General features: G+C 64.1%; 18 protein-coding genes and 1 pseudogene. 16 read left to right on the top strand and 3 right to left on the bottom strand.

Annotated elements, in window-relative coordinates; translation table 11 throughout:
• Positions 1 to 67: 67 nt before the first annotated feature.
• The 4 genes from CGZ66_RS38210 to CGZ66_RS38195 all read left to right on the top strand — a co-directional run bounded on the left by CGZ66_RS38210 (position 68) and on the right by CGZ66_RS38195 (position 4,046).
• Positions 68 to 1,003, top strand: coding sequence for a substrate-binding domain-containing protein (locus CGZ66_RS38210; RefSeq protein WP_095091864.1), 936 nt, complete (start codon positions 68 to 70; stop codon positions 1,001 to 1,003).
• Between the two features lie 114 nt (positions 1,004 to 1,117).
• Complete coding sequence (locus tag CGZ66_RS38205; protein ID WP_095091975.1) at positions 1,118 to 2,104, top strand: ABC transporter permease; 987 nt, start codon at positions 1,118 to 1,120, stop codon at positions 2,102 to 2,104.
• A gap of 3 nt (positions 2,105 to 2,107) precedes the next feature.
• Entirely contained in the window at positions 2,108 to 2,899 is a 792-nt protein-coding gene (locus tag CGZ66_RS38200; protein ID WP_095091863.1) for an ATP-binding cassette domain-containing protein, read from the top strand.
• A 124-nt stretch (positions 2,900 to 3,023) separates the two neighbouring features.
• Positions 3,024 to 4,046 (top strand): LacI family DNA-binding transcriptional regulator, encoded by a 1,023-nt coding sequence (locus tag CGZ66_RS38195; protein ID WP_095091862.1) that lies wholly within the window; start codon positions 3,024 to 3,026, stop codon positions 4,044 to 4,046.
• Between the two features lie 330 nt (positions 4,047 to 4,376).
• Here CGZ66_RS38195 and CGZ66_RS38185 read toward each other — a convergent pair whose 3' ends face one another.
• Entirely contained in the window at positions 4,377 to 4,967 is a 591-nt protein-coding gene (locus tag CGZ66_RS38185) for a TetR/AcrR family transcriptional regulator (protein ID WP_095091861.1), read from the bottom strand.
• Positions 4,968 to 5,227: 260 nt separating this feature from the next.
• Here CGZ66_RS38185 and CGZ66_RS38180 point away from each other — a divergent pair, with 260 nt between their 5' ends.
• The 3 genes from CGZ66_RS38180 to CGZ66_RS38170 are packed head-to-tail and all read left to right on the top strand — an operon-like array spanning position 5,228 to position 9,822.
• Positions 5,228 to 5,482 (top strand): hypothetical protein, encoded by a 255-nt coding sequence (locus CGZ66_RS38180; protein ID WP_095091860.1) that lies wholly within the window; start codon positions 5,228 to 5,230, stop codon positions 5,480 to 5,482.
• Positions 5,476 to 8,655 (top strand): efflux RND transporter permease subunit, encoded by a 3,180-nt coding sequence (locus tag CGZ66_RS38175; RefSeq protein WP_095091859.1) that lies wholly within the window; start codon positions 5,476 to 5,478, stop codon positions 8,653 to 8,655. The genes CGZ66_RS38180 and CGZ66_RS38175 overlap by 7 nt, the downstream gene beginning before the upstream one ends.
• Before the next feature lie 15 nt (positions 8,656 to 8,670).
• Positions 8,671 to 9,822 carry an efflux RND transporter periplasmic adaptor subunit gene (locus CGZ66_RS38170; protein WP_095091858.1) on the top strand — a complete coding sequence of 384 codons (1,152 nt, stop codon included), beginning with the start codon at positions 8,671 to 8,673 and terminating at the stop codon, positions 9,820 to 9,822.
• A gap of 21 nt (positions 9,823 to 9,843) precedes the next feature.
• On the opposite strand, the gene CGZ66_RS38165 is transcribed toward CGZ66_RS38170, so the two are convergent.
• The gene (locus CGZ66_RS38165) at positions 9,844 to 10,776 is read right to left on the bottom strand and encodes a LysR substrate-binding domain-containing protein (protein WP_095091974.1); all 933 of its coding nucleotides are present in this window, start codon (positions 10,774 to 10,776) and stop codon (positions 9,844 to 9,846) included.
• Between the two features lie 104 nt (positions 10,777 to 10,880).
• Between CGZ66_RS38165 and CGZ66_RS38160 the strand changes: the two genes are divergently transcribed.
• The 9 genes from CGZ66_RS38160 to CGZ66_RS38120 all read left to right on the top strand — a co-directional run bounded on the left by CGZ66_RS38160 (position 10,881) and on the right by CGZ66_RS38120 (position 23,060).
• Positions 10,881 to 11,669 carry a HalD/BesD family halogenase gene (locus tag CGZ66_RS38160; RefSeq protein ID WP_095091857.1) on the top strand — a complete coding sequence of 263 codons (789 nt, stop codon included), beginning with the start codon at positions 10,881 to 10,883 and terminating at the stop codon, positions 11,667 to 11,669.
• A 120-nt stretch (positions 11,670 to 11,789) separates the two neighbouring features.
• Entirely contained in the window at positions 11,790 to 12,482 is a 693-nt protein-coding gene (locus tag CGZ66_RS38155; protein ID WP_095091856.1) for a GntR family transcriptional regulator, read from the top strand.
• 36 nt (positions 12,483 to 12,518) lie between these two features.
• Positions 12,519 to 13,625, top strand: coding sequence for a mandelate racemase/muconate lactonizing enzyme family protein (locus tag CGZ66_RS38150; protein ID WP_095091973.1), 1,107 nt, complete (start codon positions 12,519 to 12,521; stop codon positions 13,623 to 13,625).
• 1 nt (position 13,626) lies between these two features.
• Positions 13,627 to 14,811 (top strand): mandelate racemase/muconate lactonizing enzyme family protein, encoded by a 1,185-nt coding sequence (locus CGZ66_RS38145; protein ID WP_095091855.1) that lies wholly within the window; start codon positions 13,627 to 13,629, stop codon positions 14,809 to 14,811.
• 236 nt (positions 14,812 to 15,047) lie between these two features.
• On the top strand, positions 15,048 to 16,712 hold the full coding sequence (locus tag CGZ66_RS38140; RefSeq protein WP_095091854.1) for an ABC transporter substrate-binding protein: 1,665 nt from the start codon (positions 15,048 to 15,050) through the stop codon (positions 16,710 to 16,712).
• A 132-nt stretch (positions 16,713 to 16,844) separates the two neighbouring features.
• Positions 16,845 to 19,196 carry a molybdopterin guanine dinucleotide-containing S/N-oxide reductase gene (locus tag CGZ66_RS38135; RefSeq protein WP_095091853.1) on the top strand — a complete coding sequence of 784 codons (2,352 nt, stop codon included), beginning with the start codon at positions 16,845 to 16,847 and terminating at the stop codon, positions 19,194 to 19,196.
• A gap of 12 nt (positions 19,197 to 19,208) precedes the next feature.
• On the top strand, positions 19,209 to 20,162 hold the full coding sequence (locus tag CGZ66_RS38130; RefSeq protein ID WP_095091852.1) for an ABC transporter permease: 954 nt from the start codon (positions 19,209 to 19,211) through the stop codon (positions 20,160 to 20,162).
• Positions 20,159 to 21,037: an ABC transporter permease gene (locus CGZ66_RS38125; protein WP_095091851.1), complete on the top strand. Its 879-nt coding sequence runs from the start codon at positions 20,159 to 20,161 to the stop codon at positions 21,035 to 21,037. Before CGZ66_RS38130 ends, CGZ66_RS38125 begins: the two co-directional genes overlap by 4 nt.
• Positions 21,030 to 23,060, top strand: coding sequence for a dipeptide ABC transporter ATP-binding protein (locus CGZ66_RS38120; protein ID WP_095091850.1), 2,031 nt, complete (start codon positions 21,030 to 21,032; stop codon positions 23,058 to 23,060). Before CGZ66_RS38125 ends, CGZ66_RS38120 begins: the two co-directional genes overlap by 8 nt.
• Before the next feature lie 30 nt (positions 23,061 to 23,090).
• Here the strand turns inward: CGZ66_RS38120 and CGZ66_RS38115 are convergent.
• Positions 23,091 to 23,410, bottom strand: a pseudogene (locus CGZ66_RS38115) (LysR family transcriptional regulator); the annotation flags it as partial.

Below are 23,410 nucleotides of genomic sequence, written 5' to 3'. Positions count from 1 at the left end.
CGATCCGGCGGTCGCCGGAACAAGGGACGGATAAGGAACTGACCATCTACAAACGGGAGGAAATCAAATGCTGACACGGCTAAGACTCGTTCTATATGGCCTGTTGGTGGCGCTGACGATTGTTCCGGCAGCGGCACAGGCCAAGACCTTCTACTGGATTTCGCATGGCGGCCCGGCTGACCCGGTCTGGACCTACTTCCTGGCCGGCGCGAAGCAATGGGCCAAGGACACCGGCAACACCGTCAACACCTCGTTCCACAATGGCGACGTGGCCTCGCAGCAGGAAGCGGTTCGCGCCGCCCTCTCCGCCAAGGCCGACGGTATCGTCACCACCAGTCCCGATCCGGGCAGCCTTGTCGAGATCGTCAAGGAAGCCCGCGCGGCCAACATCCCGATCATCAACTTCAACACGCCAGACCCCAAAGCCAATTTCAACGCCTATGTCGGCGGTGACAACGTCACCTTCGGCAAGCACTGGGCGCAGTATCTGGTCGACAAGGGCCTGGTGAAGAAAGGCGACTTCGTCTGGATGCCGGTCGAGGTTCCCGGGGCCACCTATGGCGTCCAGGAAGAGGAAGGCATCAAGAGCGTCTTCGGTCCGCTCGGCATCACCTATGAGATCACCGAGGCGACGCTTGACCAGGCCGAAGTGATCAACCGCATGGTCGACTACCTCACCGCCAACAAGGCCAAGGTCAAGGCGATAATCGGCCTTGGCGACCTGGTGACCGGCTCGATCAAGCGGGTCTTCGACCAGGTCGGCATCAAGCCGGGTGAAATCCCGGTCGTCGGCTGGGGCAACTCGCTCGACACCACCCAGGAAGTGCTGAACGGCTACGTCAATGCCGGCCAGTGGCAGGACCCGCAGGCGACCAGCTATGTCGCCCTCTCCCTGGCCAACATGGCCGCTGCCGGGATTCCTCCGGGCTTCAACGTGATCACCGGTGCGCTCTACGAAAAGGATACGGCCGCGGTCTACGACAAGATCCTTTCCGGCAAATAAGATCCCAAACTCAAACAGTCGCGACTGCCCCGGCGGTCGCGACTGACTTCTCCATTTTCGCCGAGCCCTTCGCTGTGCAAGGCTCAGCCTTTCCAATCCTATCGCGGGTTGCTCGTGGAAAATCGTTCGCTCATCCAACACCTGATCGCGCGGCCTGAATTCGGCCCCTTGGTGCTGCTCGTCATCGAGATCGCCGTTTTCTGGAGCATCAACCACGACTTCCTGTCGCCGCAGAACATTTCGAACACGCTGGCCTTCACGGTCGAACTCGGCCTGATCGCTCTGGCGATGACGCTGTTGATGACGTCGGGCGAGTTCGATCTTTCGGTCGGTTCGCTGTTCGGCTTCTCGCCGGTGCTGATGTGGACGCTGTTCAACAGCGGCCTCACGTCGCTGGAGGTCGGCTTTGTCGCGGCGCTGCTGGTCGCCGCCTTCATCGGGCTGGTCAATGGCTGGTTCGTCACGCAGCTCAAGATCCCGTCCTTCCTGGTGACGCTCGGCATGCTGCTGGTGGTGCGCGGCACCGCCCTTTTCGTCACCGACGGGTTTCCGCAGCGCACCTGGAGCGCCGAAGGCAGCTGGCTGGCGGAGGCGCTGGTCGGCGACTTCTTCATCGGACCGTTCCGCATCTACATGTCGCTGTTCTGGTTCATCGCCGCGGCCATCGCGCTCGGCTATGTCCTGACGCAAAGCCGCACCGGCAACTGGATCCAGGCGGCCGGCGGCAATCCCAATGCGGCGCGCGCCCGAGGCGTCAATGTCAGCGGCGTCAAGATCGGCCTGTTCGTCCTGTCATCGCTGATGGCCTCGCTTGCCGGCGTCATCTCGTCGCTGCGCACCTCGGCCGCCAACCCCAACAGCGGCACCGGCTATGAGCTCGAAGTCATCGCCATGGTGGTGATCGGCGGCACGGCGTTGACCGGCGGGCGCGGCACGATCATCGGCACCGTGCTCGGCATCCTGATCCTGCGCGTCATGCGCAACGGCATTGTGTTGATCGGCGTGCCCGGCCTTGCCTACAACATCTTCATCGGTGCGATCATCCTTGGCATGATGGCGCTCCATTCATGGCTGGAACGCCGGCATCAGGCAGGGACTTGAACCATGGCCGAGCCACTGATCCGCATGCAGAACATCCGCAAGTCCTATGGCCGCGTGCAGGCACTCGAGGGCGCCAGTTTCCATGTCAATGAACGGGAGATCGTCGGCCTGCTCGGCGACAATGGCGCCGGCAAGTCGACGCTGATCAAGGTGCTCTCGGGCGCCGTTCCGCTGACCAGCGGCGACATCTTCATCCGCGGCAAGAAGGTGAGCTTGCGCAATACCAGCGACGCCATCGCCCACGGCATCGAGACGATCTATCAGGACTCGGCACTGGTCACGCAATTGTCGATCGCCCGCAATTTGTTCCTCGGACGCGAGCCGATCAAGCCGCCGCGCTTCCTCAATCGGATGGACCAGGACGCCATGAACACGGTCGCACGCGACCTGCTCAAGCAGGTCGGCATCTCGAAGAACATCCCGCCGACGACACCGATCGGCTCGCTCTCCGGCGGCGAGCGGCAGGCGGTGGCGATCGCGCGCGCCATGCATTTCGACAGCGACCTCATCATTCTCGACGAGCCGACCAACAATCTCGGCGTCGCCGAAACACAGGGCGTGCTGAGCTTCGTGCGCAACGCCCGCGATTCCGGTCATTCCTGCATCTTCATCGCCCACAACATCCACCATGTCTTCCAGGTGGTCGACCGCATCGTCGTCATGCGCCGGGGCAAGGTGGTCGCCGACGACATCGACCCGAAGAAGACCAGCGTGGCGGAAGTCGAGCGGATCATCACCGGTATGTCGGACAAGGAAATCCGCGATGCCATCGCCGATGGCAAGCCATCGCACTGAGTCCGGGACAGCCGTCTTGTCGAGGCGGCCGAATGACTGTCCGGCTGATGGGCGGCAATCAGCCGTCACCTCAAATCGCATCGCTCGTCTGGCGCGGCATCGCATCGGGACATAGGGTTAGGGCATGAAAGCCACCGTCTCGGATATCGCCCGCAATTGCGGGCTGTCGACAGCAACGGTCGACAGGGTGCTCAACAACCGGCCAGGTGCGAGCGCCGCCAACCGCCAGCGCGTCATGGAGGCCGCCAAGCAACTCGGCTATCTGCCGGTCGCCGATCAGGTGACGCTGCCCTCGCGGCCCGCCCATCTCGAATTCCTGCTGCCGATCGGCAGCAATGCCTTCATGCGCGATCTCGCCGGACATATCGAGGACTACGCCGCGCGGCTGCCGCTTGTCGCCTCGTGCCGGATCCACAACCTCGCCGGAATCTCGCCGAACGCGCTGCAGACCGCCGTCGAAAACCTCTCGCTCCGGGCCAATGGCGTCGGAGTCATCGCCGTCGACCATCCGCGCACACGCAACATCCTGCGCGACATCGTCGACGCCGGCATGCGCCTGGTCACGCTGGTATCGGATGTCCCGGCCGCACCGCGATCGGCCTATGTCGGCATCGACAACCGGGTGGCAGGACGAACCGCGGCGCTGTTGATGGGACGCTTCCTAGGTGGTCGCACTGGCCATCTGGCGATGGTCGTCGGCTCGCGCTCCTATCGCGGTCATGAAGAGCGCGAAATGGGTTTCCGCTCGGTGCTCAACGAGGAGTTTCCCAACCTGACCGTCAGCAGCGCGGTCGAGATCAACGACGAGCCCGACGTCAGCTATGCCGAGACCATGAAGGCGCTGCACAACGAGCCCGAACTGCTCGGCATCTATTGCGTCGGAGCCGGACATTCGGGCGTTGCAAAGGCGATCCGGGAATTAAGGCCGAACCGCAAGCCGGTGTTCATCTGTCACGACCTCACCAGGGACACGCGGGGCTATCTCGTCGACGACCTGCTCGATGTCGTCATCGACCAGAATGCCAGGCTGATCGCCGAGCAGTCGGTCATCCGCCTGCTCGGCTCGATTGCATCCTCGGCGCCCTATCTGACGCGGAAGTTCATCGAGCCGCGCCTGATCTTCAGGGAAAACGTCCCGGTGCAGTGAAGCTGGCCTGCGCTTTTTCGGTCACACTCGGCAACTTTCGCGGGTGATACAGCGAATCTGCACAGCTGCTATGCACGATCCACGATTGCCGAATCATTGGGCAGCCCCTAATTTGCAGTTGTCGGCCATCTACTCCTCCCAGATGCGATGCCGACGCTGAGTGGGGTGCACCTCCTCCCGCGCCACACTCGAAATCGAGCCCGCTGCCACCTCCTCCCGGCAGCGGGCTTTTTTCGTTCCAGTCAGTGGCGATTGCAATGGCGCTCACGCCAAAGGCGTGACGCATCGTTCATTCTCGGTCACGAGATCGAATAGATTGCCGGGGAGAATTCAGCCGGCAGCAGTGCCGCGGAAGGAGACGATTAGCCCTTCAGCCATGCGGACGAACTGCGCGCTGGGGCCTTCGGTACCGACACTTTGAACGCTGACACGGGCGCCTTCAAGCAGAAGCGACAGCGTATCGGCAAGCAGCTCGGCCTGGCCGATGCCGGCATCCCGGCACAGCGTGACAAGGCGATCGCGCTGGGCTTCCTTGAGTTCCTTGATCACGCGCCGGGCCGGATGATCCGCGTCGGTCAGCTCGATGGCGGCGTTGGCCATGTCGCAGCCGCGGCCGTCAGCCGTCAGGCAATCGGCGGCCATGCGAACCCAGGCATGCAATTGCGCCAGCTTGTCGCCGGGATGCTGAATCTCGAATTTCTCCCAGATCGCACCAGCCTTGCAGGCGGTGGCGCGCAGGCATTGGATGATGAGATCATCCTTGGAATCGAAATGACGATAGAGCGTCATCTTGTTGGTTCCGGCGGCCTCAGTGATGGCGTCGATGCCGACGCCCTTGATGCCATGCTTGTGAAACATATCCTGCGCCGTCTCCAGGATCCTGTCCCGGGGGCGAACGCGTTCCACAGTGCCGTCTTCCATCAAAACCTCCTTGGTTTCCCAAAAATCCCTCGGTACGCCTCTTGACTAGGGTGTTACCGGTCTGTAACGTCACGAATGTTACTTACTGGTAACACCTATGTCGCCCTCCGTCAATCACAAGACCGTGAACTGGTCCTGCCAGATCCAGAGGGACCTCAGCGAGATGGGCGAACAATTGCAGTTCATGCGGCCTCGGCCGGTGAAGAGATGAAAACGGTTCGTGAGCATGGGCTGCGAACCGACAGACAAGGAGCCGGCCAATGCCACAGCGCCGCGATCTTACCATAGATGAAGCCGTCCGGGATCCGATGATCCGGCTGGTCATGAAAGCAGATGGCGTCGACCCGCGCGCCTTCGAAAGGATGCTGCGCTCGCTCGCCGATGCGCAGCACAGCGAGATGCCGTTGTTGCGTTCGCCGGGAGAGCCCGGTGACGGGCGCGGCCAAAGGCTGTCCAAGGTTGCCAGCGCCTTCGGCAAGGCAAGAGCGGCCGGGGAGGCGTGTGTTTCGTGGTAAACTTTTTCATCCATCGTCCGATCTTCGCCTCGGCGATCGCCATCATCATGGTGCTCGCCGGGACGATTTGTTATTTCCTGCTGCCCGTCTCGCAGTTTCCCGACATCACACCGCCGCAGGTCGTGGTCAGTGCTCATTATCCGGGCGCCAGCGCGCAGGTGGTGGCCGACACCGTGACGACGCCGCTGGAACAGCAGATCAACGGCGTGCAAGGCATGACCTACATGTCGTCGACGAGCTCCAATGACGGCTCCTCGACCATCACGATCACCTTCGATGTCGGCTATTCGCTCAGCACCGCCGCCGTCGACGTCCAGAACCGCGTCTCGCAAGCGGCCTCGTCGCTGCCGGCGATCGTCAATCAGGGCGGCGTGACGATCAAGAAACAGAATCCGAACTTCGTCCTTATCGTCAACCTGACCTCGCCCGACAGTTCGGTCGATCCGGTGGCGCTGAGCAACCTTGCCTATCTGCAGGTGGTCGATCCGCTGAAGCGGCTGCCCGGTGTGGGAGACGTGCAGATCTTCGGCGAGCGGCGCTATTCGATGCGCGTCTGGCTCGATCCGGACAAGCTCGCCAATCTCGGCATCACCGCCGTCGACGTCCAGAACGCTATTGCCGAGCAAAACGTCCAGGTGGCGGCCGGCAAGATCGGTCAGTCGCCGGCTCCGGCCGGCACCGCCTTCGAGATGCAGGTCAACGCCGTCGGCCGCTTGAGCGATCCCAAGGAGTTCGGCGACATCGTCGTGCGCGCCAACACCGACACGGGCTCCCTGGTGCGGCTGCGCGACGTCGCCCGCATCGAGCTCGGCGCATTGCAATATTCATCGTCGGCCTTCTTCGGCAAGGATCCGACCGTGGTGCTCGCCGTCTACCAGATGCCCGGCTCCAACGCGCTCGATCTGCAGCAGCGCGTCAAGGACAAGATGCAGCAGCTGTCGGCCCGTTTCCCGAAGGGCGTCTCCTATTCCATGCACTACGACACGACCCGCTTCGTCTCGGCGTCGATGCATGACGTGCTGATCACGCTCGGTGAGGCGCTGGTCCTCGTCGTCGCCGTGGTGTTCATCTTCCTGCAGAGCTGGCGCACGACGATCATCCCGACCATCGCGATTCCGGTGTCGCTGGTGGCGACGCTCGTCGTGATGGAGATGCTTGGCTTCTCGCTCAACATGCTGAGCCTGCTCGGCATGGTGCTGGCGATCGGCCTGGTCGTCGACGATGCCATCGTGGTGGTCGAGAACGTCGAACGACAACTGGAGGCCGGGCTCAAGCCACTGGCGGCGACCAAGGCCGCGATGGCCGAGGTCACCGGTCCGATCATCGCCACCACCGCCGTGCTGATGGCGGTGTTCGTGCCGGTCGCCTTCATTCCCGGCGTCTCCGGCAAGCTCTACAACCAGTTTGCGCTGACGGTGGCGATCTCGGTCGGCATCTCCGCCTTCAATTCGCTGACGCTGAGCCCCGCGCTCAGTGCCGCATTCCTGCGGCATCGCGAGCCAACGCAGTTCGTGCTGTTCCGCTGGTTCAACACAGGCTTCGACCGGCTGTCGCATGCTTATGCGCACGGCGTGCGCATCCTCATCCGCTTGCGCTGGATCATGCTTGGCCTGTTTGCAGCCGGACTTGTCGCCACCTACTTCGTCTGGCAGCGCCTGCCCTCGACGTTCCTTCCGGTTGAGGACCAGGGCTACTTCTTCGTCGTCATCCAGCTGCCCGACGGCGCTTCATTGGAGCGCACCGACGCCGTGGCGCAAAAGGCGCGCGACATCCTCCAGGCGACACCCGGCGTCGACATCGTCGGCTCGATCAGCGGCCTGAACTTCCTGACCAGTGCGGCGCAGTCGAACTCGGCGGTCGAATTCGCCATCCTCAAGCCCTGGGAGGAACGCAGTCCCGACCAGAGCGCGTCGAAGCTCGTCGCCGATGTGCGCGGCAAGCTGCTGCAGATCCCGGAAGCCTTCGCGTTGAGCTTCGATCCGCCCTCGATCCCCGGTATCGGGACCACGGGCGGCTTCGAATTCGTCGTCGAGGATCTCACCGGCCGTGGCAGTTCAGCCCTCAACGACGCGACGCAAGCCGTGATCGCCGAGGCGCGCAAGCAGCCCGAGATCAATCCGCAGCAGCTGTTCTCGCCGTTCTCGACCTCGACGCCGCAGTTCAACTACGACCTCGACCGCAGCAAGGCGAAACTGCTCGGCCTCAACCTGCCGGATGTGTTCAACACGCTGCAGATCTATCTCGGCTCGCTCTACGTCAACGACTTCAACCTGTTCGGCCGCACCTTCCGGGTGACCATCCAGGCCGACAAGGATGCACGTGCGGGCGCTGCCGACATTTCCCGGCTCTATGTGCGCAATGCCTCCGGCGGCATGGTGCCGTTGAGCACACTGGGCAAGCTCGTGCCGTTCGTCGGCCCCGAAACCGTGCCGCACTACAACAACAACGCGTCGGCCTCGATCAATGGCGGTGCCGCACCGGGCTTCTCCTCGGGCCAGGCGGTTGCCGCGATGGAACGGGCAGCCGCCACGGCACTGCCCAGGGATTTCGGTTTCGAATGGACCGGCATCACCTTCCAGGAACTCAAGGCAGGATCGATCGCGTCCGTCGTCTTCGGCCTCGCCATCGTCTTCGTCTTCCTGATCCTGGCGGCGCAGTACGAGAGCTGGGCGATGCCGTTCATGGTGCTGCTGGCGGTGCCGCTCGCCCTGTTCGGCGCGTTCGCGGTGCTGTGGGCGCGTGGCATGCAGATCGACGTCTACTCGCAGATCGGCTTCGTCATGCTGATCGGCCTGGCGGCCAAGAACGCCATCCTGATCGTCGAGTTCGCCAGGAGACGACGCGAGGAAGGCCTCAGCATCGTCGACGCGGCGATGGAGGCGGCACGGCTGCGGCTGCGGCCCATCCTGATGACGGCTTTCGCCTTCATCCTCGGCGTGCTGCCGCTGATGTTCGCCACCGGCGCCGGTGCCGCAAGCCGTCAGTCGATCGGCACCACCGTCTTTGGCGGCATGGTGGCGGCCACCATCCTGTCGCTGGTGTTCGTACCGGTCTTCTACGCGGTCATCGAACAGCTGCGCGAACGCGGCGGCAATGACGAGCCCGCCGCTGACGAACACACTGAACCAACTGCCGAAACCGCCTTCCCTCCCCTGGCGGAAGCGGCCGAATAAGATTGGAGACTAATCATGCGTAAATGGAAAATCGCGCTGGGAACGGCCGTCGCGCTGGGAGCGATCTCGGTGGCCAGCGTCCATCTGCTCGACATGGGCAACGTCAGCCTCAATGCTGGCACCGCTGGTGCGGCGCCCGCCCCGGCGGCGTTCGTCATGCCGGTACCGGTGGTCAGCGTCGTCAAGAAGACGATCCCGATCTACCTCGACTACGCCGCGCGGACGGAGCCGATCCGCAACATCACCTTGCAGGCCAGGATTCCGGGCTATCTGCAGGAGCAGGCCGCTGCAGACGGTGTCGACGTCCGCCAGGGCGATCTGCTCTACAAGATCTCGCCTGATGACTTCCAGGCGGCTCTAGACCAGGCGAAGGCGCAGGTGCAGCGCGATACCGCAACGCTCGAGTATGCCCAGTCCAATCTCGGACGCGGCACCGAGCTTGCGAAGAGCGGCTATCTCGCCAAGGACGGGTTCGACCAGCGCACCAGCACCTTGCGCGAAGCACAGGCGTCGCTGGCGCTCAACCAGGCGGCGGTCCGCACGGCCGAACTCAATTTGAGCTATGCCGAAATCCGCGCGCCGTTCGCCGGACGCCTGGGTCGCAACCAGGCCTCGGTCGGGACGCTGGTCAGCGTTGCCGGCACCGTGCTCAACACGCTGGTGCAGCTCGATCCGATCTACGTCACCTTCAATCCGAGCGAGTCGGACCTGGCTGAGATCGAGCAGGCTCGCGCGGCCGGTCCGATCGAGGTCGAGGTGCTGCTTCCCGGCGAGACCGAGGCCAGTCAGAAGGGCGAACTCACCTTCATCGACAATACGGTGGACCGTTCGACCGGCACCATCACGGCGCGGGCGACGATCGGCAACGGCAAGTTCACGCTGCTGCCGGGCCAATATGTACGCGTCCGGCTGCATGTGAAGCAGCAGGCCGATGCGCTGATGGTGCCGCAGACGGCGCTGGGCTCGAGCCAGCTCGGCAAATATCTCTACGTCGTCGGCAAGGGCAACACGGTCGACCAGCGGCTGGTCTCCCTTGGCCCGACCAGCGGCAGTCAGGTGGCGATCCTGACCGGCGTGGCCGAAGGCGATCAGGTGATAACAGGCAATCTGCAGAAGATCGGACCCGGAATGCCGATTTCTCCGCTGCCGGAAAAGCCGGCCACCTGAACACCCCCGTCAGGTCCGGCCTCAGCGCGGCGCCCCGACCTTCCCATAGGTCGCGGGCGCCGCTTTCGTGAGCAGCTCCACCAGGCCCACGACATCGGCACGATCAGCCTTGGCCGGCGGCATGAACGCGCAGTAGGGATGCCCGAGGCGGACCGAGACGGGTGACAGCGCGATTAAGCGGCCTGCCTCCAGATCGGCGCGCGCCATGACCTGCTGACCAAGCGCAATGCCGAGACCCAGTCTCGCCGAGGTGATTGCCAGGCTGGACAGGCCGACGCGCCGCCCATGCGACGGGTCGGGCGAGCGACTGCCGCCGGATGCCGCGAACCAATCGGCCCAGGTCGGATGCGAGGCGTAGTTCGGTCCCCAATTGGTGTGGATGAACAGGTTTTCATGCAGGTCCGCCAGACCCGAATCGCCATTGCCGTGCCGGTGCCAGAATTCGGGCGCGCAGACCGGCAAGACATCATCATGGACAAGCCGGACGAGCTTCAATCCGGGATAGTGATAGTCGCCATAGCTGATGCGCAGGTCGATGTTCTGGCGAATCAGGTCGACCGGATCGTCCTCGACCCGGACATCGATCGCCATCTGCGGAAAGGCATCGAGAAGCACGGCGAGCTTCGGCGCCAGCCACAGTTCGGCGAGCGAAAACGGCACGCTGACGACAAGGCGGGTTCGCAAGCCGCCTTCCAGCATGCGCCGGCCGATCGCCGCTATGTCGCCCAGCGCCCGCGCGGTTTGCGGATAGATGGCGTGGCCGGCGTCGGTCAGTGCGATACGGTTGCCGCTGCGCACGAACAGTTGCTTGCCGAACCAGGTTTCGAGATTGCGTATCTGCTGGCTCACCGCCGCCGACGACACGCCAAGCTCGGTCGCAGCCAGGGTAAAGCTGCCGGCGCGCGCCGCGACCTCGAAGGCCTTGATCGCATTCAGCGGAGGCAGCCGTTCCACATCGATCTTCCCAAAGTTTTTCTTGGCCAATCCTAATTATTTTGCGCGTTGAGAGAAAGATTTTTTTGCCGTCTCATAGGCTCTGAAACTCGGAGCCCACGACCATGAAAGACATCCTCGATCTCGACCGCTATCCGCTCGACCGCGAAGGCAGCGCCGAATGGCAGCGCCTCGTCGACCAATCCATCGCGGCACTGGAAGCCGACGGCATGTTCAACCTCGAGGGGTTCTTACGGCCCGGCGTCACTGAAAAGGCGGTGGGGGAAATCCAGCCTGTCATGGCTGCGCGCTCGCATGTGCACAAACGGATGCACAACATCTATTTCAAGCCTGACATTCCCGAGCTTGCGCCTGACCATCCGGCATTGCGCAAGGTCGAGACCATCAGCCACACCGTTTGCGCCGACCAGATCCCCGGCAGCGTCGTGCTCGCCATTTACGAATACGAACCGCTGCTGCGCTTCCTGGCGGCGGCGATGGGCAAGACCAGGCTGCATGTCATGCAGGACCCACTGGCGCGCACCAATGTCATGGCCTATCGCGCCGGCGAGGCGCTCAACTGGCATTTCGACCGTTCGGAATTCACCACCACCCTTCTGCTGCAGCAGGCGCAACGCGGCGGCGACCTCGAATACCGCACGGACCTGCGGTCGGACGACAATCCGAACTATGACGGCGTCGCCAGGCTGCTCGAAGGGCGTGACCCCGAAGCCAAGATCCTGCGCATGAAGCCGGGCACACTCAACGTCTTTCGCGGCAAGAACACCGCGCATCGCGTCACCACCGTCGAAGGTGAGCGCGAGCGCATGATCGCGGTGTTCTCCTACTACGAGAAGCCCGGCGTTATGTTCAGCGCCGAGGAACGGGTCGGCTTCTACGGCCGCGCGGCCTGAGGCCGAAGAAGCAGACATGCCAGCGGTCCCCCAAGCGGTCCCCAAGAATCCGAAATTGACCTCTTGTTAGATTGTCGACAATCTGCTTGTCTTGCTCTCGGTTTCCTTGGGAGTAGCCGAATGGCGAAAGTGGATTTCAGTCCGATCGCGGATACGACGCGGCGCGCCGAGATCGTCGCGCTGCTGCGGCGCGCGATCCTGACCGGCCAGTTGGAACCGGGCCAGAAACTCAACGAGCTCCGGATCTCCGAACAGATGCGGGTCAGCCGCGCGCCACTGCGCGAGGCGATGCGCGAGCTGGTGCAGGAAGGCATCCTGACCAGCATTCCCTATGCCGGCACTTTCGTCGTCGATGTCACCGCCAAGGACATCGACGATGCCTATTCGCTCAACAAGGTGCTCGACGAATTCGCCATCGAGCGGACCTGGCCGCTGCGCGACCAGCGTTTCTTCGACGAGCTCGACCAACGCCACGAGGCGGTGAAACAGGCGACCCGCAACCGCGACACCACCCGCCAGATCGAAACGGCGCTGCAACTGCATGGCCTGATCTACGAATGGGCCGACAATTCGGTGCTGCTGGAAACCTGGCAGCGGCTGACCAGCCGGCTGCAGATGTATTTCGCCCTGCATCAGCAGGCCCGCAACGAAGCGGTGCCGGCCGAAGACGTTCACGAGACCTATGTGTCGCTGCTCAAAGGTGCCGACATGCGCGCTGCCCAGCGCCATGCCCGCGAGCATATCGACCTCGATTTCGAGGAGCTTCTTTCCTACGCGCGCGGTCTCGAACAGCGCCCGTCGAAAGGCGCCTGACCCCGTTCCTCACCACCGCAGACAATGGACAGACACGTGCAGATCGAAACCATCAAAGCCTACCATGTCGTGCAGCCCTTCGTGGACGGGCCCTACCGCATGTCCAAAGGACGCGTTGCCGACGCCTTCGACGCGGTGATCGTCGCCATCACCTCGGATAGCGGGATCACCGGCTGGGGCGAGATGGCGCCGCTAGGCAATTTCTACTCGCCCGCCTTCGCGGCCGGCGTGCGTGCCGGCGTGGTCGAGATCGCGCCGCATCTCATCGGCCACGATCCGCGCGGGCTGGCCGGCATCGGCCGGCTGATGGATACGGTGTTCAAGGGCCATCCCTACATCAAGTCGGCGCTCGACATGGCCTGCTGGGACCTTGCCGCGCGCGCCGCCGACGTGCCGCTGGTGACGCTGCTCGGCGGCCGGGAGAGCGAGACGGCGGAGCTCTACAAGGTCGTCACCCACGGCAGCGTCGAGGCCATGGCGGCGCTGGCCAAGCGCATCGTCAAGGACGGCTTCCACCGGCTCCAGGTCAAGGTCGGCGGCAATGTCCATGACGACATCGAGCGCGTCACTGCGGTCGCCGCCTCGGTGCCGGCAGGCACGGTGATCTTCTGCGATGCCAATGCCGGCTGGACCCCCTACCAGGCGCGCCAGTTCGCTGACGCGACGCGGGCCATCGACTACACGTTCGAGCAACCCTGCACGACCATCGACGAATGCATGTCGGTGCGCCGCTCGCTCGACAAGCCGATGGTGCTCGACGAATCCGTTGCCTCGCTGGACGACATGCTCGATATCCATCGCAAGGGTGCCGCCGACGGGCTGACGTTGAAGATCTCGCGGCTTGGCGGCGTGACGAAGACGCGGCAGATCCGCGATCTCGCCGTCGACCTCGGCTTCATGATCACCGTCGAGGACACTGGCGGCGCCGAGATCGACACCGCGGCGATGGCGCATCTGTCGCTGTCGACGCCGGAGGAACGCCGCCTGCACGCCATCGCCTTCCACGAATGGGTGACGGTGCGCACGGCTTCGAACAAGCCGCCGGTCACCGGCAGCCGCATGGGCATTCCGGATGGACCCGGCCTCGGCATCGACGTGGTCCCCGACCTGCTCGGGGCGCCGTTCTTCGAAATCGGCCGCTGAGATGAAAATCCGCGGCATCAAGGCCACGCCGATCAACCTGCGCCTCGAGGCGCCCTACGCCTGGGTGTTCGGCGAACTCGACGGGTTCTCGCCGACCATCGTCGAGGTCGAGACCGAGGATGGGATGATCGGCCTCGGCGAGGCGCCGACGCCGGCGGCCGCCGCGATCATTAACGATGTCCTGGCGCCGCGCCTTGTCGGCCGCGATGCCTTCGACATCGCGGGCGCCGAGAATGTCTGCCTGCCCTACTGGACCGGCGTGCAGTCGATCAACGACCGCACCCGCATCATGGCCTTCGGCGCCATCGAGATGGCGTTCTGGGACCTGCGCGGCAAGGCATGGAACCAGCCGCTCTACCAGTTGCTCGGCGGCGCCGTGCGCAAGGACATCCCGTTCACCGACTATTTTTCGCTGCGCGGCGACGGGCTGAAGGTCAAGGGCGAGACGACGCCGGAAGAGGTCGCCGACTATTGCGTCGAGCTGCACCAGATCCATGGGACAACCTTCTTCGAAGGCAAGTTTTCGACTCAGGATCCAAAAGTCTCGCTGAGAATGGTCGAGCTGATCCGCGAACGACTTGGCGACGATGCGATGATTCGCATCGATTCCAACCAGGCCTATTCGCTGACGACGGCGCGCCGCCTGGCGCGGCCGCTGGAGGAGCTGGGCGTGCGCAATTGGGAGGATCCGGTGGCGACGATCGAGGAGATGCGCGAACTGCGGCGCCACTGCTCGATCCCGTTCTCGACCCACAACATCGACATTGCACGCGCCATGGACATGAAGGTGCCGGACGCTTTCGTCGGCAACCCGACGACGCATGGCGGCATCGGCCGCCTGCTGCGTTTCGTCGGCGCCTGCGAGCATGCCGGCATCGACTTCTGGTGCTACAGCGGCGACAGCGGCATCGGCAGCGCGGCCTATCTGCATCTGTGCGCGGCGCTCGGCTGGATCAGGGAGCCGAACCAGTCGCTGTTTCGCATGCTGCCGATGGATGTCACCGAGGAAGGGCCGTTTTCGCCGAGGAACAACGTCGTGCGCGTTCCGGAGGGCCCCGGTCTCGGCGTCACGCTGGCACGGGAAAACCTGGCTGCCTGTCACAGAGACTTTACCGAGAAAGGACCATGCAACAAGTATCATGACCCGGCAAAGCCCGGAACCTATCGCCGTTTGCCGTTGAACTAGATGACGGCAGACGACCAAGAAACGAGAAGCCAACCACCGCGACTCTGGTCGGGAAGGTTGGACAAAGACGGGTGAGAGCAGTGCAGCCAGGAATCCGGCGCATCCACGCCAAGGACTGGATGGACCGGACAAGATCGCATGCTACAGTCCCGGTCACAGGCTATTCTGGCGGCCGCAAATGGAGCTTTCCGCAGAAATTCGTCAGCCACAAAAACGTAGGGGAAGGGTAAAAACCCATGAGCAAGAATTATCACATTCTCGACCTGATCCGGCGCAATCGCTCGCCGCTTGAAAATCACCTGATCGATGGCTTGGTCGACGGCAGGGTCAGCCGCCGCGACTTCATCCGTCACGGCAGCCTGCTCGGCCTGTCGTTGCCGCTGCTGGGCCGCATCGGCGCAGCCGCCGGCCTCGGCGGCATGCCATCGCTGGCGCGCGCCCAGGGCGCGCCCGGCGCCACCATCCGCGTCGCCAGCAGCGTGCCGGCGGCAACGATCGACCCTGTTACCATTGCCGACGCCGGCGGCCTCCTGGTCATGCAGCAGGTTGCCGAATTCCTCTGCGTCGACGGCCCCGACCTCGTGCTGCAGCCGGCGCTGGCCGAAAGCTGGAAGCCGAACGACAACGGCACGGTGTGGACGTTCAAGCTGCGCAAGGGCGTGAAATTCCACAGCGGCGGCGAGATGAAGGCCGATGACGTTGTGGCCAGCATCGACCGCCTCGCCGATCCGGCAAACTCGTCCAACGCGCTGTCGGTGTTCAACGGCATCCTGCAGAAGGGCGCCAGCAAGAAGGTCGACGACTACACCGTGGAGTTCCACCTCGACGCGCCGAACGGCAACTTCCCCTACATGCTGTCGTCCGACAACTACAACGCGGTCATCATCCCGGCGAGCTACAAGGGCGAGTACGAGAAGAGCTTCGACGGCACCGGGCCGTTCAAGATCGAGAAATACACGGCAAAGGTCGGCGCCTCCTTCGTCCGCAACGAAGACTATTGGGGCACGAAGGCGTTGCCGGAGCGCACCGAATTCACCTTCTTTACCGACACGCAGCCGCAAATCCTGGCACTGCAGGGCGGGCAGGTCGACATCATCAACCAGCTGCCGGTGCTGTCCGGTGTCGCGCTGCTCAACGATCCGAACGTCGACATCATCAGCCTGAAATCGGTCGCTCACCAGCAACTGCATATGCGCTGCGATTCCGACCCGTTCAAGGACCCTCGCGTGCGCCGCGCCATCGCACTCAGCCTCGACCGTGACAAGCTGGTTGCCGGTCTGATGAAAGGCCGGGCATCGCCGGGCAATGACAGCCCGTTCGCCCCGGCCTATCCGTCAACCGATGCGAGCGTGCCGCAGCGCAAGCAGGATATCGCGCAGGCCAAGCAGCTGATGGAAGCGGCGGGCGCCGGCAAGGGCTTCAAGGTGACGCTGACCACCGAGCGCTATCTGGAAATCCCCGAATACGCCCAGCTGATCCAGAACTGGGTCAAGGAGATCGGCATCGAGCTGGAGCTCAATATCCTCGACCAGGGCGGCTACTACGGAGACGCGGTGTTCGGCAAGTCGAACTGGCTGGATTCGGTGATGGGCATCACCGACTATGGCCACCGCGGGGTGCCGAATGTCTATCTTGCAGCACCGCTGAAGAGCGACGGCACCTGGAACGCCGCGCATTTCAAGAACAAGGACTACGACACGCTGGCGACCAGCTACATCGCCGCACTCGACCTCGAGGCGCAGAAGGCGACGGCAGGCAAGATCCAGAACCTGCTGCTTGAGGAAACGCCGGTCATCTTCGGCTATTTCTACGACTATCTGACAGCGACGGCGAAAGGCGTGGCCGGCGTGCAGCCGACCGCGATGTCGCAGCTGTTCCTAGACAAGGCATCGAAGGCCTGAACGGAGGCAGACAAGGCCATCCCGCAACTGCCAGCCCCTGCGGGGGCTGGCGCTTTCGCTGCCAGGCCGAGGCAAGGCGCTGCGCGTCGGCCTGACGCGAAACCCGCGTTGCGGGCGATTTATCATTGTCCCATGGAGTCCGAGACCCTGCTCACCACCATGCATTGGGGGACTTACGAAGTCCGTGCCGAGAACGGCAGGCTCGTCGGCGTCGAGCCATGGAGCGGCGACCCCGATCCATCGCCGATCGGCAAGTCCATGCTTGGTACGGTACAGGGTGACCTGCGCGTCTCCCGTCCCGCCATCAGGCGTGGCTGGCTGGAGGGGGACAGGTCCAGCGCCAAGGGCGGGCGCGGCAGCGAACCCTTTGTCGAAGTCCCATGGGAAACCGCACTGGATATCGTGGCGGCCGAACTGGACCGAATTCGCGTCGAGCATGGGAATGCCGCGATCTATGCGGGGTCCTACGGATGGGCGAGTGCGGGGCGATTCCACCATGCCCAAAGCCAGGTCCACCGTTTCCTCAACACGATCGGCGGCTATACAAGCTCGGTCCTCAGCTATTCCTATGGCGCTGCCGAGATCATCCTGCCGCACGTGCTTGGCGGGACCGATGGCCTGACGGGCAATCATTCCACCTGGGACGGGATCGAACGGAATAGCGAGTTGATCGTCGCCTTTGGCGGCCTGCCCTGGCGCAATGCGCAGATACAGGGGGGCGGCGCGGCACGTCACGAAGCGGCGGCGGCCTTGCGCAACGCCGTCGGCAACGGCGCCCATCTGATCAACGTATCGCCCGTGCGCGACGATGCCCCGCGCGGCGTCGAGACCGAATGGCTGCCGCTTCGGCCAAACAGCGACACCGCCTTGATGCTGGCTCTATGCCATGTCCTCATCACCGAGGCCCGTCATGACGAGACATTTCTGGCGCGATACTGCATCGGCTTCGAGGTCGTGCGGGCCTATATCCTGGGAGAAAGCGACGGCCAGCCGAAGAGCCCCAGATGGGCGGCTGCCCTGAGCGGCGTGGCCACAGAAAAGATTGTCGCGCTGGCCAGGGAAATGGCCGCCAAACGCACCATGCTGATGGTCAGTTGGTCGCTGCAGCGCGCCGACCATGGCGAGCAGCCATATTGGGCGGCAATCACGCTTGCCGCTCTGCTGGGCCAAATCGGATTGCCGGGCGGCGGCCTTGGCTTCGGCTATTCGTCGACAAATGGCGCCGGAAGACCGGAGATGGGATTCCGGTGGCCGTCCGTGCCGCAAGGCAGGAACCAGGTGCCGGACTTCATCCCGGTCGCGCGGATGGCCGACATGCTGCTCGATCCGCGCGGCTCGTTCGACTTCAACGGCGCCGCGCTTGTCTACCCCGACATCAGGCTCGTCTACTGGGCCGGCGGCAATCCGTTCCACCATCACCAGGACCTGAACCGGCTGGTCGAGGCTTGGCGGCGGCCTGAAACGATCATCGTCAACGAGCCCTTCTGGACGGCGACGGCGCGCCATGCCGACATCGTGCTGCCAGTCACCACACCGCTGGAGCGAAACGATCTCGCCTTTTCGAACCGGGAAAACCTCGTCGTCGCCATGAAGCAAGCGATCGACCCGGTTGGAGAAGCCCGCGACGATTATCGGATCTTTGCAGACCTGTCGGCCCGGCTCGGCACCAGCGAAGCCTTCACCGAAGGGCGCGGAGCCAGCGAATGGATCCGGGTGCTTTACGAGCAAGCCAGGGACAATGCGGACGCGGCCGGGGTCGAGATGCCACCCTTCGACCGTTTCTGGCATGACGGCCACGCCGACCTTGCCCGGCAGGTTACGTCGCAGACACTGCTCGGTTCCTTCCGCGCCGATCCAGAGCGGCATCGGCTGGCGACGCCATCGGGCCGCATAGAGCTGTTCTCGCCGACAATCGATTCCTTCGGCTATGACGACTGTCCGGGTCACGCTGTCTGGCGCGAGCCGCGGGAATGGCTGGGCAGCGAGCTTGCCAGCCGGTTCCCGCTGCATCTTCTGTCCCCGCAGCCGGCGGACAAGCTGCACAGCCAGTACGATCATGGCTCGGTGAGCCGGGCGGGCAAAGTGTCGGGCCGCGCGCCGCTGTGGATCAACCCTGCCGATGCCGTCGCGCGCGGCATCCTGGACGGCACGGTCGTGCGCGTCTTCAACGATCGCGGTGCGTGCCTCGCGGGCGCCGTGCTGACGGATGGCCTGTTTCCGGGCGTCGTCCAACTGCCCACCGGTGCATGGTTCGACCCCTCCTCGCCCGGACAGCCGAACAGTCTGGAAAAGCATGGCAATCCGAATGTGCTGACACCCGATCGGGGGACGTCGCGCCTTGCCCAATCGCCGACCTGCAATTCGACGCTGGTCGAGGTGTCGCGATTTGACGGAGCCGTTCCCCCGGTGACAGCATTCGATCCGCCTGTCACAGTGAGTTTACCCGACGTGTCCGGCATGCCTGGGCCGATGGATCTTACATAAGGAGTCGATGCCATTCTCTCCTTCCTCGTCCGGCGTGTCTCGCTGTCGCTGGTGACGCTGTTCCTGCTCAGCATCATGGTATTCCTGGGCGGCCAGGTGCTACCCGGCAATGTCGGACGCGCCATATTAGGCCCGTTCGCCGACCAGCGCGCCGTCGACGCGCTCAACCACACGCTCGGTGTCGATCGCCCGCTGTTGGCGCAATACTGGGGCTGGATCTCGAACTTCGTCCAGGGCGACATGGGCACCTCCTACATCTTCCGCTCGCCGGTCGCGCCCTTCGTCATCGATGCGCTCGGCAATTCGATGAAGCTCGCGGCGGTCGCCTTCGTGCTGGTGGTGCCGATCGGCATCCTCGGCGGCGTCGTCGCCGCGCTCAATCTCAACCGGCCGCTCGACCGCATCATCAGCCTTGGCGGCCTGTCGGTGACGGTGCTGCCCGAATTCGTCACCGGCATCATCCTGATCCTGATTTTCGGGGTCTGGCTGCGCTGGCTGCCGATATCGGCCGCCTGGCCGCGCAATGCCGGCTTCTTCACCCAGCTCTATTACCTGATCCTGCCTTCGCTGCCGCTGTTCCTGGTGCTGTTCGGCTATATCGCCCGCATGGCGCGTTCCGGCATGATCGAGGCGCTCGATTCCGACTACACACGAACAGCCGTGCTCAAGGGCCTGCCATGGCGCACGGTGATCTGGCGGCATGTGCTGCGCAACGCGCTGCTGCCGACCATCACCGTCATCGCGACGCAGACCGGCTATCTCATCGGCGGCCTCGTCGTGATCGAGACGCTGTTCCGCTACCAAGGGATCGGCTCGCTGATCTTCACCGCGGCGCGCGGCAAGGATTTCCCGATGCTGGAATCGGGAATTCTCACCATCGGCATCGTCTATGCCGTGGCGACGCTCGTCGCCGACTTCCTCTATTCCGTGCTCAATCCGCGCATCCGGCTGGGGTCAGATCAATGAGCGCTGTCCAGACCACCTCCCCCACTCCCGACGACACGCGAAAGCGCGGCCCGCTGGCGGAGGTGCTGTTGTCGCTGCTGCGCTCCGGCACCTTCCTGACCGGTTTCGCCATTGTGATGTTCTGGGTTGCCTGCGCCCTGTTCGGCGAGCATTTCGCGCCCTACGACCCGCTTGCCGACGACATCATCAACGCGCTCGCACCGCCTTCGGCCGAACACTGGTTCGGCACCGACCAGATCGGCCGCGACGTCTTCTCGCGCGTCATCGTCGGCTCGCGCGACATCCTGACCGTCGCCCCGCTGGCAACCTTGCTGGCGACCGTGGCCGGCACGGCGCTCGGCCTGCTCACCGGCTATTTTCGCGGCCTCGTCGACGATGTCGTCAGCCGCATCCTCGAAGCCTTCATGGCGATCCCGGTGGTCATCGTTGCGCTTTTGGCGATCGTGGCGCTCGGCACATCCAAGACGACGGTCATCGTCGTCATCGGCCTCAGCTTCGCGCCGATCATCGCGCGCACGGTGCGATCGGCGGTGCTTGCCGAGCGCGAACTCGATTATGTCGCTGCCGCACAGCTCAGGCACGAAAGTGCTGCGCATACGATGTTCGTCGAGATCCTGCCCAACGTCATCCCGCCGATCCTGGTCGAGACCACCGTGCGGCTCGGCTATGCCATTTTCGCGGTCGCCACGCTCTCCTTCATGGGCTTCGGCATCCAGCCGCCCTCGCCCGACTGGGGGCTGTCGATCTCCAACAATTACGGCATGATCGGCGGCGGTTTCTGGTGGACGGTGCTGTTCGACGCGCTGGCGATCGCCTCGCTGGTGATTGGCGTCAACCTGGCGGCAGACGGCGTTCACGGAGCGCTCAATGACTAAATCCGCGAAAGCAGAAAACGCGCTCGAACTCAGAGACCTGTCGGTTGCCTATCGCGTCGCCGGCCGCAACCGCGCGGTGCTGCGCAACCTCAGCCTCAACATTGGCCAGGGCGAAGCCTACGGGCTCGTCGGCGAGTCCGGGTGCGGCAAATCCACGGTGGCGCTCACCGTCGTGCGCTATCTGCCGCGAAACGGTTCGATCACCGGCGGCGCGATCTCGCTCGACGGCCAGGACGTCATGAAGCTGGATGCTGAGGCCCTCAGGCGGGCGCGGGCCGAAAGCGTCTCCATGGTCTACCAGGATCCCGGCAAGGCGCTGAACCCGTCGATCCGCGTCGGCCGCCAGCTGACCGAGATTTTTGAACTGGGCGGCATAACAGGCAAGGCGGTCGAGGATCGCGCGGTTGCCATGCTCAACCGCGTGCGCATCTCCGATCCGACAAGCGTCATGCAGCGCTACCCGCACCAGCTTTCCGGCGGCATGCAGCAGCGCGTGGCGATTGCCATGGCACTGGCCAACGATCCGTCGATGCTGATCCTCGACGAGCCGACGACCGGCCTCGATGCGACGGTGGAAGCCGAAGTGCTCGACCTGATCGCGCAGCTCAGGCAGGAACTGTCGGCCTCGATCCTGTTCATCAGCCACAACCTCGCGGTCGTCTCCAACATGTGCGACCGGGTCGGTGTGCTCTATGCCGGCATGCTGGTGGAGGAAGGGCCGACCGAGGTCGTATTCAACGATCCGCGCCATCCCTATACGGTGGCACTGCTGCGCTGCCTGCCGCGCGGCGGTCAGCGCAAGGACCAGGGTCGGCTCGACACCATTCCGGGCTTCCTGCCCGGCATCGGCGTCGACATCAAGGGCTGTGCGTTCGCCGACCGTTGCGCGCTCGCCGACGACCGCTGCCGCAGCGAATTGCCGCCGCTCTACGATCTAGGCGGCCGGCTGTCGCGCTGCTTCTATCACGAGAAGGCGCAGGCGTTGCCGCGCGCAACCCCGAGCGATGTCGCGCCCGCCCCAAAGGCGGCAGCCGTGCCGGTGCTGCGCGTCGCCGGGCTGAACAAGACCTATTCCAGCCATGGCCACGCGCTGCGCGCCGTGAAGGACGTTTCGCTCGATTTGCGCCCGGGCGAAACGCTTGGGCTGGTCGGCGAGTCCGGCAGCGGCAAGACGACCTTCGCCAGGCTGCTGCTCGGCCTGGTGCCGCCGGATGACGGCGGCACGATCGTGCTCGAAGGCAAGGCGCTGGCGCCGCGGCTGGAAAACCGCAGCGACGACCAGATCAAGGCGATGCAGATCGTCTTCCAGAATCCGGACTCGGCACTCAACCGCTCGCATTCGATCCGGCACCTGATCGGCCGCGCACTGAAGCGCCTTGCCGGCTTGAGCGGCAAGGCGCTCGAGGCTCGGCTCAACGACCTCGTCCGTTCAGTCCGGTTGACCGACCGGCATCTTGCCGTCAAGCCACGCCAGCTCTCTGGCGGCCTGAAGCAGCGCGTCGCCATTGCGCGCGCCTTCGCCGGCGACCCGCGCATCGTGGTGTGCGACGAGCCGACCTCGGCGCTCGACGTGTCGGTGCAGGCGGCGATCCTCAACCTTCTCGCCGACCTGCAGTCGAAGGAAGACGTCAGCTACATCTTCATCTCGCATGATCTTGCCGTGGTGCGTTACCTCTCCGACAAGATCGCCGTGCTCTATCTCGGCCGCATCATGGAACTCGGACCGTCGGAAGACGTCTTTTCCGGCCCGCATCATCCCTATACCGAAGCACTACTGTCGGCCGTGCCCAAGCTCGATCAGACCGAGACGGCGCGCATTCGCCTCGACGGCGAAATCCCCAGCGCCACCAACCCGCCGTCGGGCTGCGTGTTCCACACGCGCTGCCCGCGCAAGATCGGTGCGATCTGCGAGCAGCAGGAACCGCCGCTTAGCGAAGCGCAGCCCGGCCACTCGATCCGCTGCCATATCCCCTACGAGGAACTGGCACGGCTGCAGAAGGAAGTGGTGACCGAACCGGCGTAGCGGGCATGGCCATGGATACGGCCTGACCCGTCACATCTGGCCGGTCATGCCCAGGGAACGGTCGCCTTCCGAAAACCCCTGACCTTCCGCCCAATCTCCAGCCAGCGAGCGCAGCCCGGTGAGCGCGACATCCAGGACATCCGACGAGACCGGATTGCTGGGATAGGCAAGGTAGATCGGGCGCTGGAACACCGGCGCGTTGTCGATGCGGCGCATTTCGCCGCGCTCGATATGCGTGCTGACGGCACTGAGCGGCAGGTAGGCCGCCGCCTGCCGAGACAGCACATGCTGCAGACCGATGAAGACCAGTCCGGCCGAGATGGCCGGCTTGACCATGCCGGCAAAGGCGC

Origin of the sequence: Mesorhizobium sophorae (assembly GCF_002270415.1) — a bacterium.
Taxonomy (GTDB): domain Bacteria; phylum Pseudomonadota; class Alphaproteobacteria; order Rhizobiales; family Rhizobiaceae; genus Mesorhizobium; species Mesorhizobium sophorae.
This window is presented reverse-complemented; position numbering and strand designations above follow the sequence as displayed.

What these genes read in the sequence shown, in the direction of transcription:
- CGZ66_RS38210 (WP_095091864.1), top strand. Translation starts at nt 68, where the DNA reads ATGCTGACACGGCTAAGACTCGTTCTATATGGCCTGTTGGTGGCGCTG.
- CGZ66_RS38200 (WP_095091863.1), top strand. Translation starts at nt 2,108, where the DNA reads ATGGCCGAGCCACTGATCCGCATGCAGAACATCCGCAAGTCCTATGGC.
- CGZ66_RS38195 (WP_095091862.1), top strand. Translation starts at nt 3,024, where the DNA reads ATGAAAGCCACCGTCTCGGATATCGCCCGCAATTGCGGGCTGTCGACA.
- CGZ66_RS38185 (WP_095091861.1), bottom strand. Translation starts at nt 4,967, where the DNA reads ATGGAAGACGGCACTGTGGAACGCGTTCGCCCCCGGGACAGGATCCTG.
- CGZ66_RS38180 (WP_095091860.1), top strand. Translation starts at nt 5,228, where the DNA reads ATGCCACAGCGCCGCGATCTTACCATAGATGAAGCCGTCCGGGATCCG.
- CGZ66_RS38170 (WP_095091858.1), top strand. Translation starts at nt 8,671, where the DNA reads ATGCGTAAATGGAAAATCGCGCTGGGAACGGCCGTCGCGCTGGGAGCG.
- CGZ66_RS38160 (WP_095091857.1), top strand. Translation starts at nt 10,881, where the DNA reads ATGAAAGACATCCTCGATCTCGACCGCTATCCGCTCGACCGCGAAGGC.
- CGZ66_RS38155 (WP_095091856.1), top strand. Translation starts at nt 11,790, where the DNA reads ATGGCGAAAGTGGATTTCAGTCCGATCGCGGATACGACGCGGCGCGCC.
- CGZ66_RS38145 (WP_095091855.1), top strand. Translation starts at nt 13,627, where the DNA reads ATGAAAATCCGCGGCATCAAGGCCACGCCGATCAACCTGCGCCTCGAG.
- CGZ66_RS38140 (WP_095091854.1), top strand. Translation starts at nt 15,048, where the DNA reads ATGAGCAAGAATTATCACATTCTCGACCTGATCCGGCGCAATCGCTCG.
- CGZ66_RS38135 (WP_095091853.1), top strand. Translation starts at nt 16,845, where the DNA reads ATGGAGTCCGAGACCCTGCTCACCACCATGCATTGGGGGACTTACGAA.
- CGZ66_RS38125 (WP_095091851.1), top strand. Translation starts at nt 20,159, where the DNA reads ATGAGCGCTGTCCAGACCACCTCCCCCACTCCCGACGACACGCGAAAG.
- CGZ66_RS38120 (WP_095091850.1), top strand. Translation starts at nt 21,030, where the DNA reads ATGACTAAATCCGCGAAAGCAGAAAACGCGCTCGAACTCAGAGACCTG.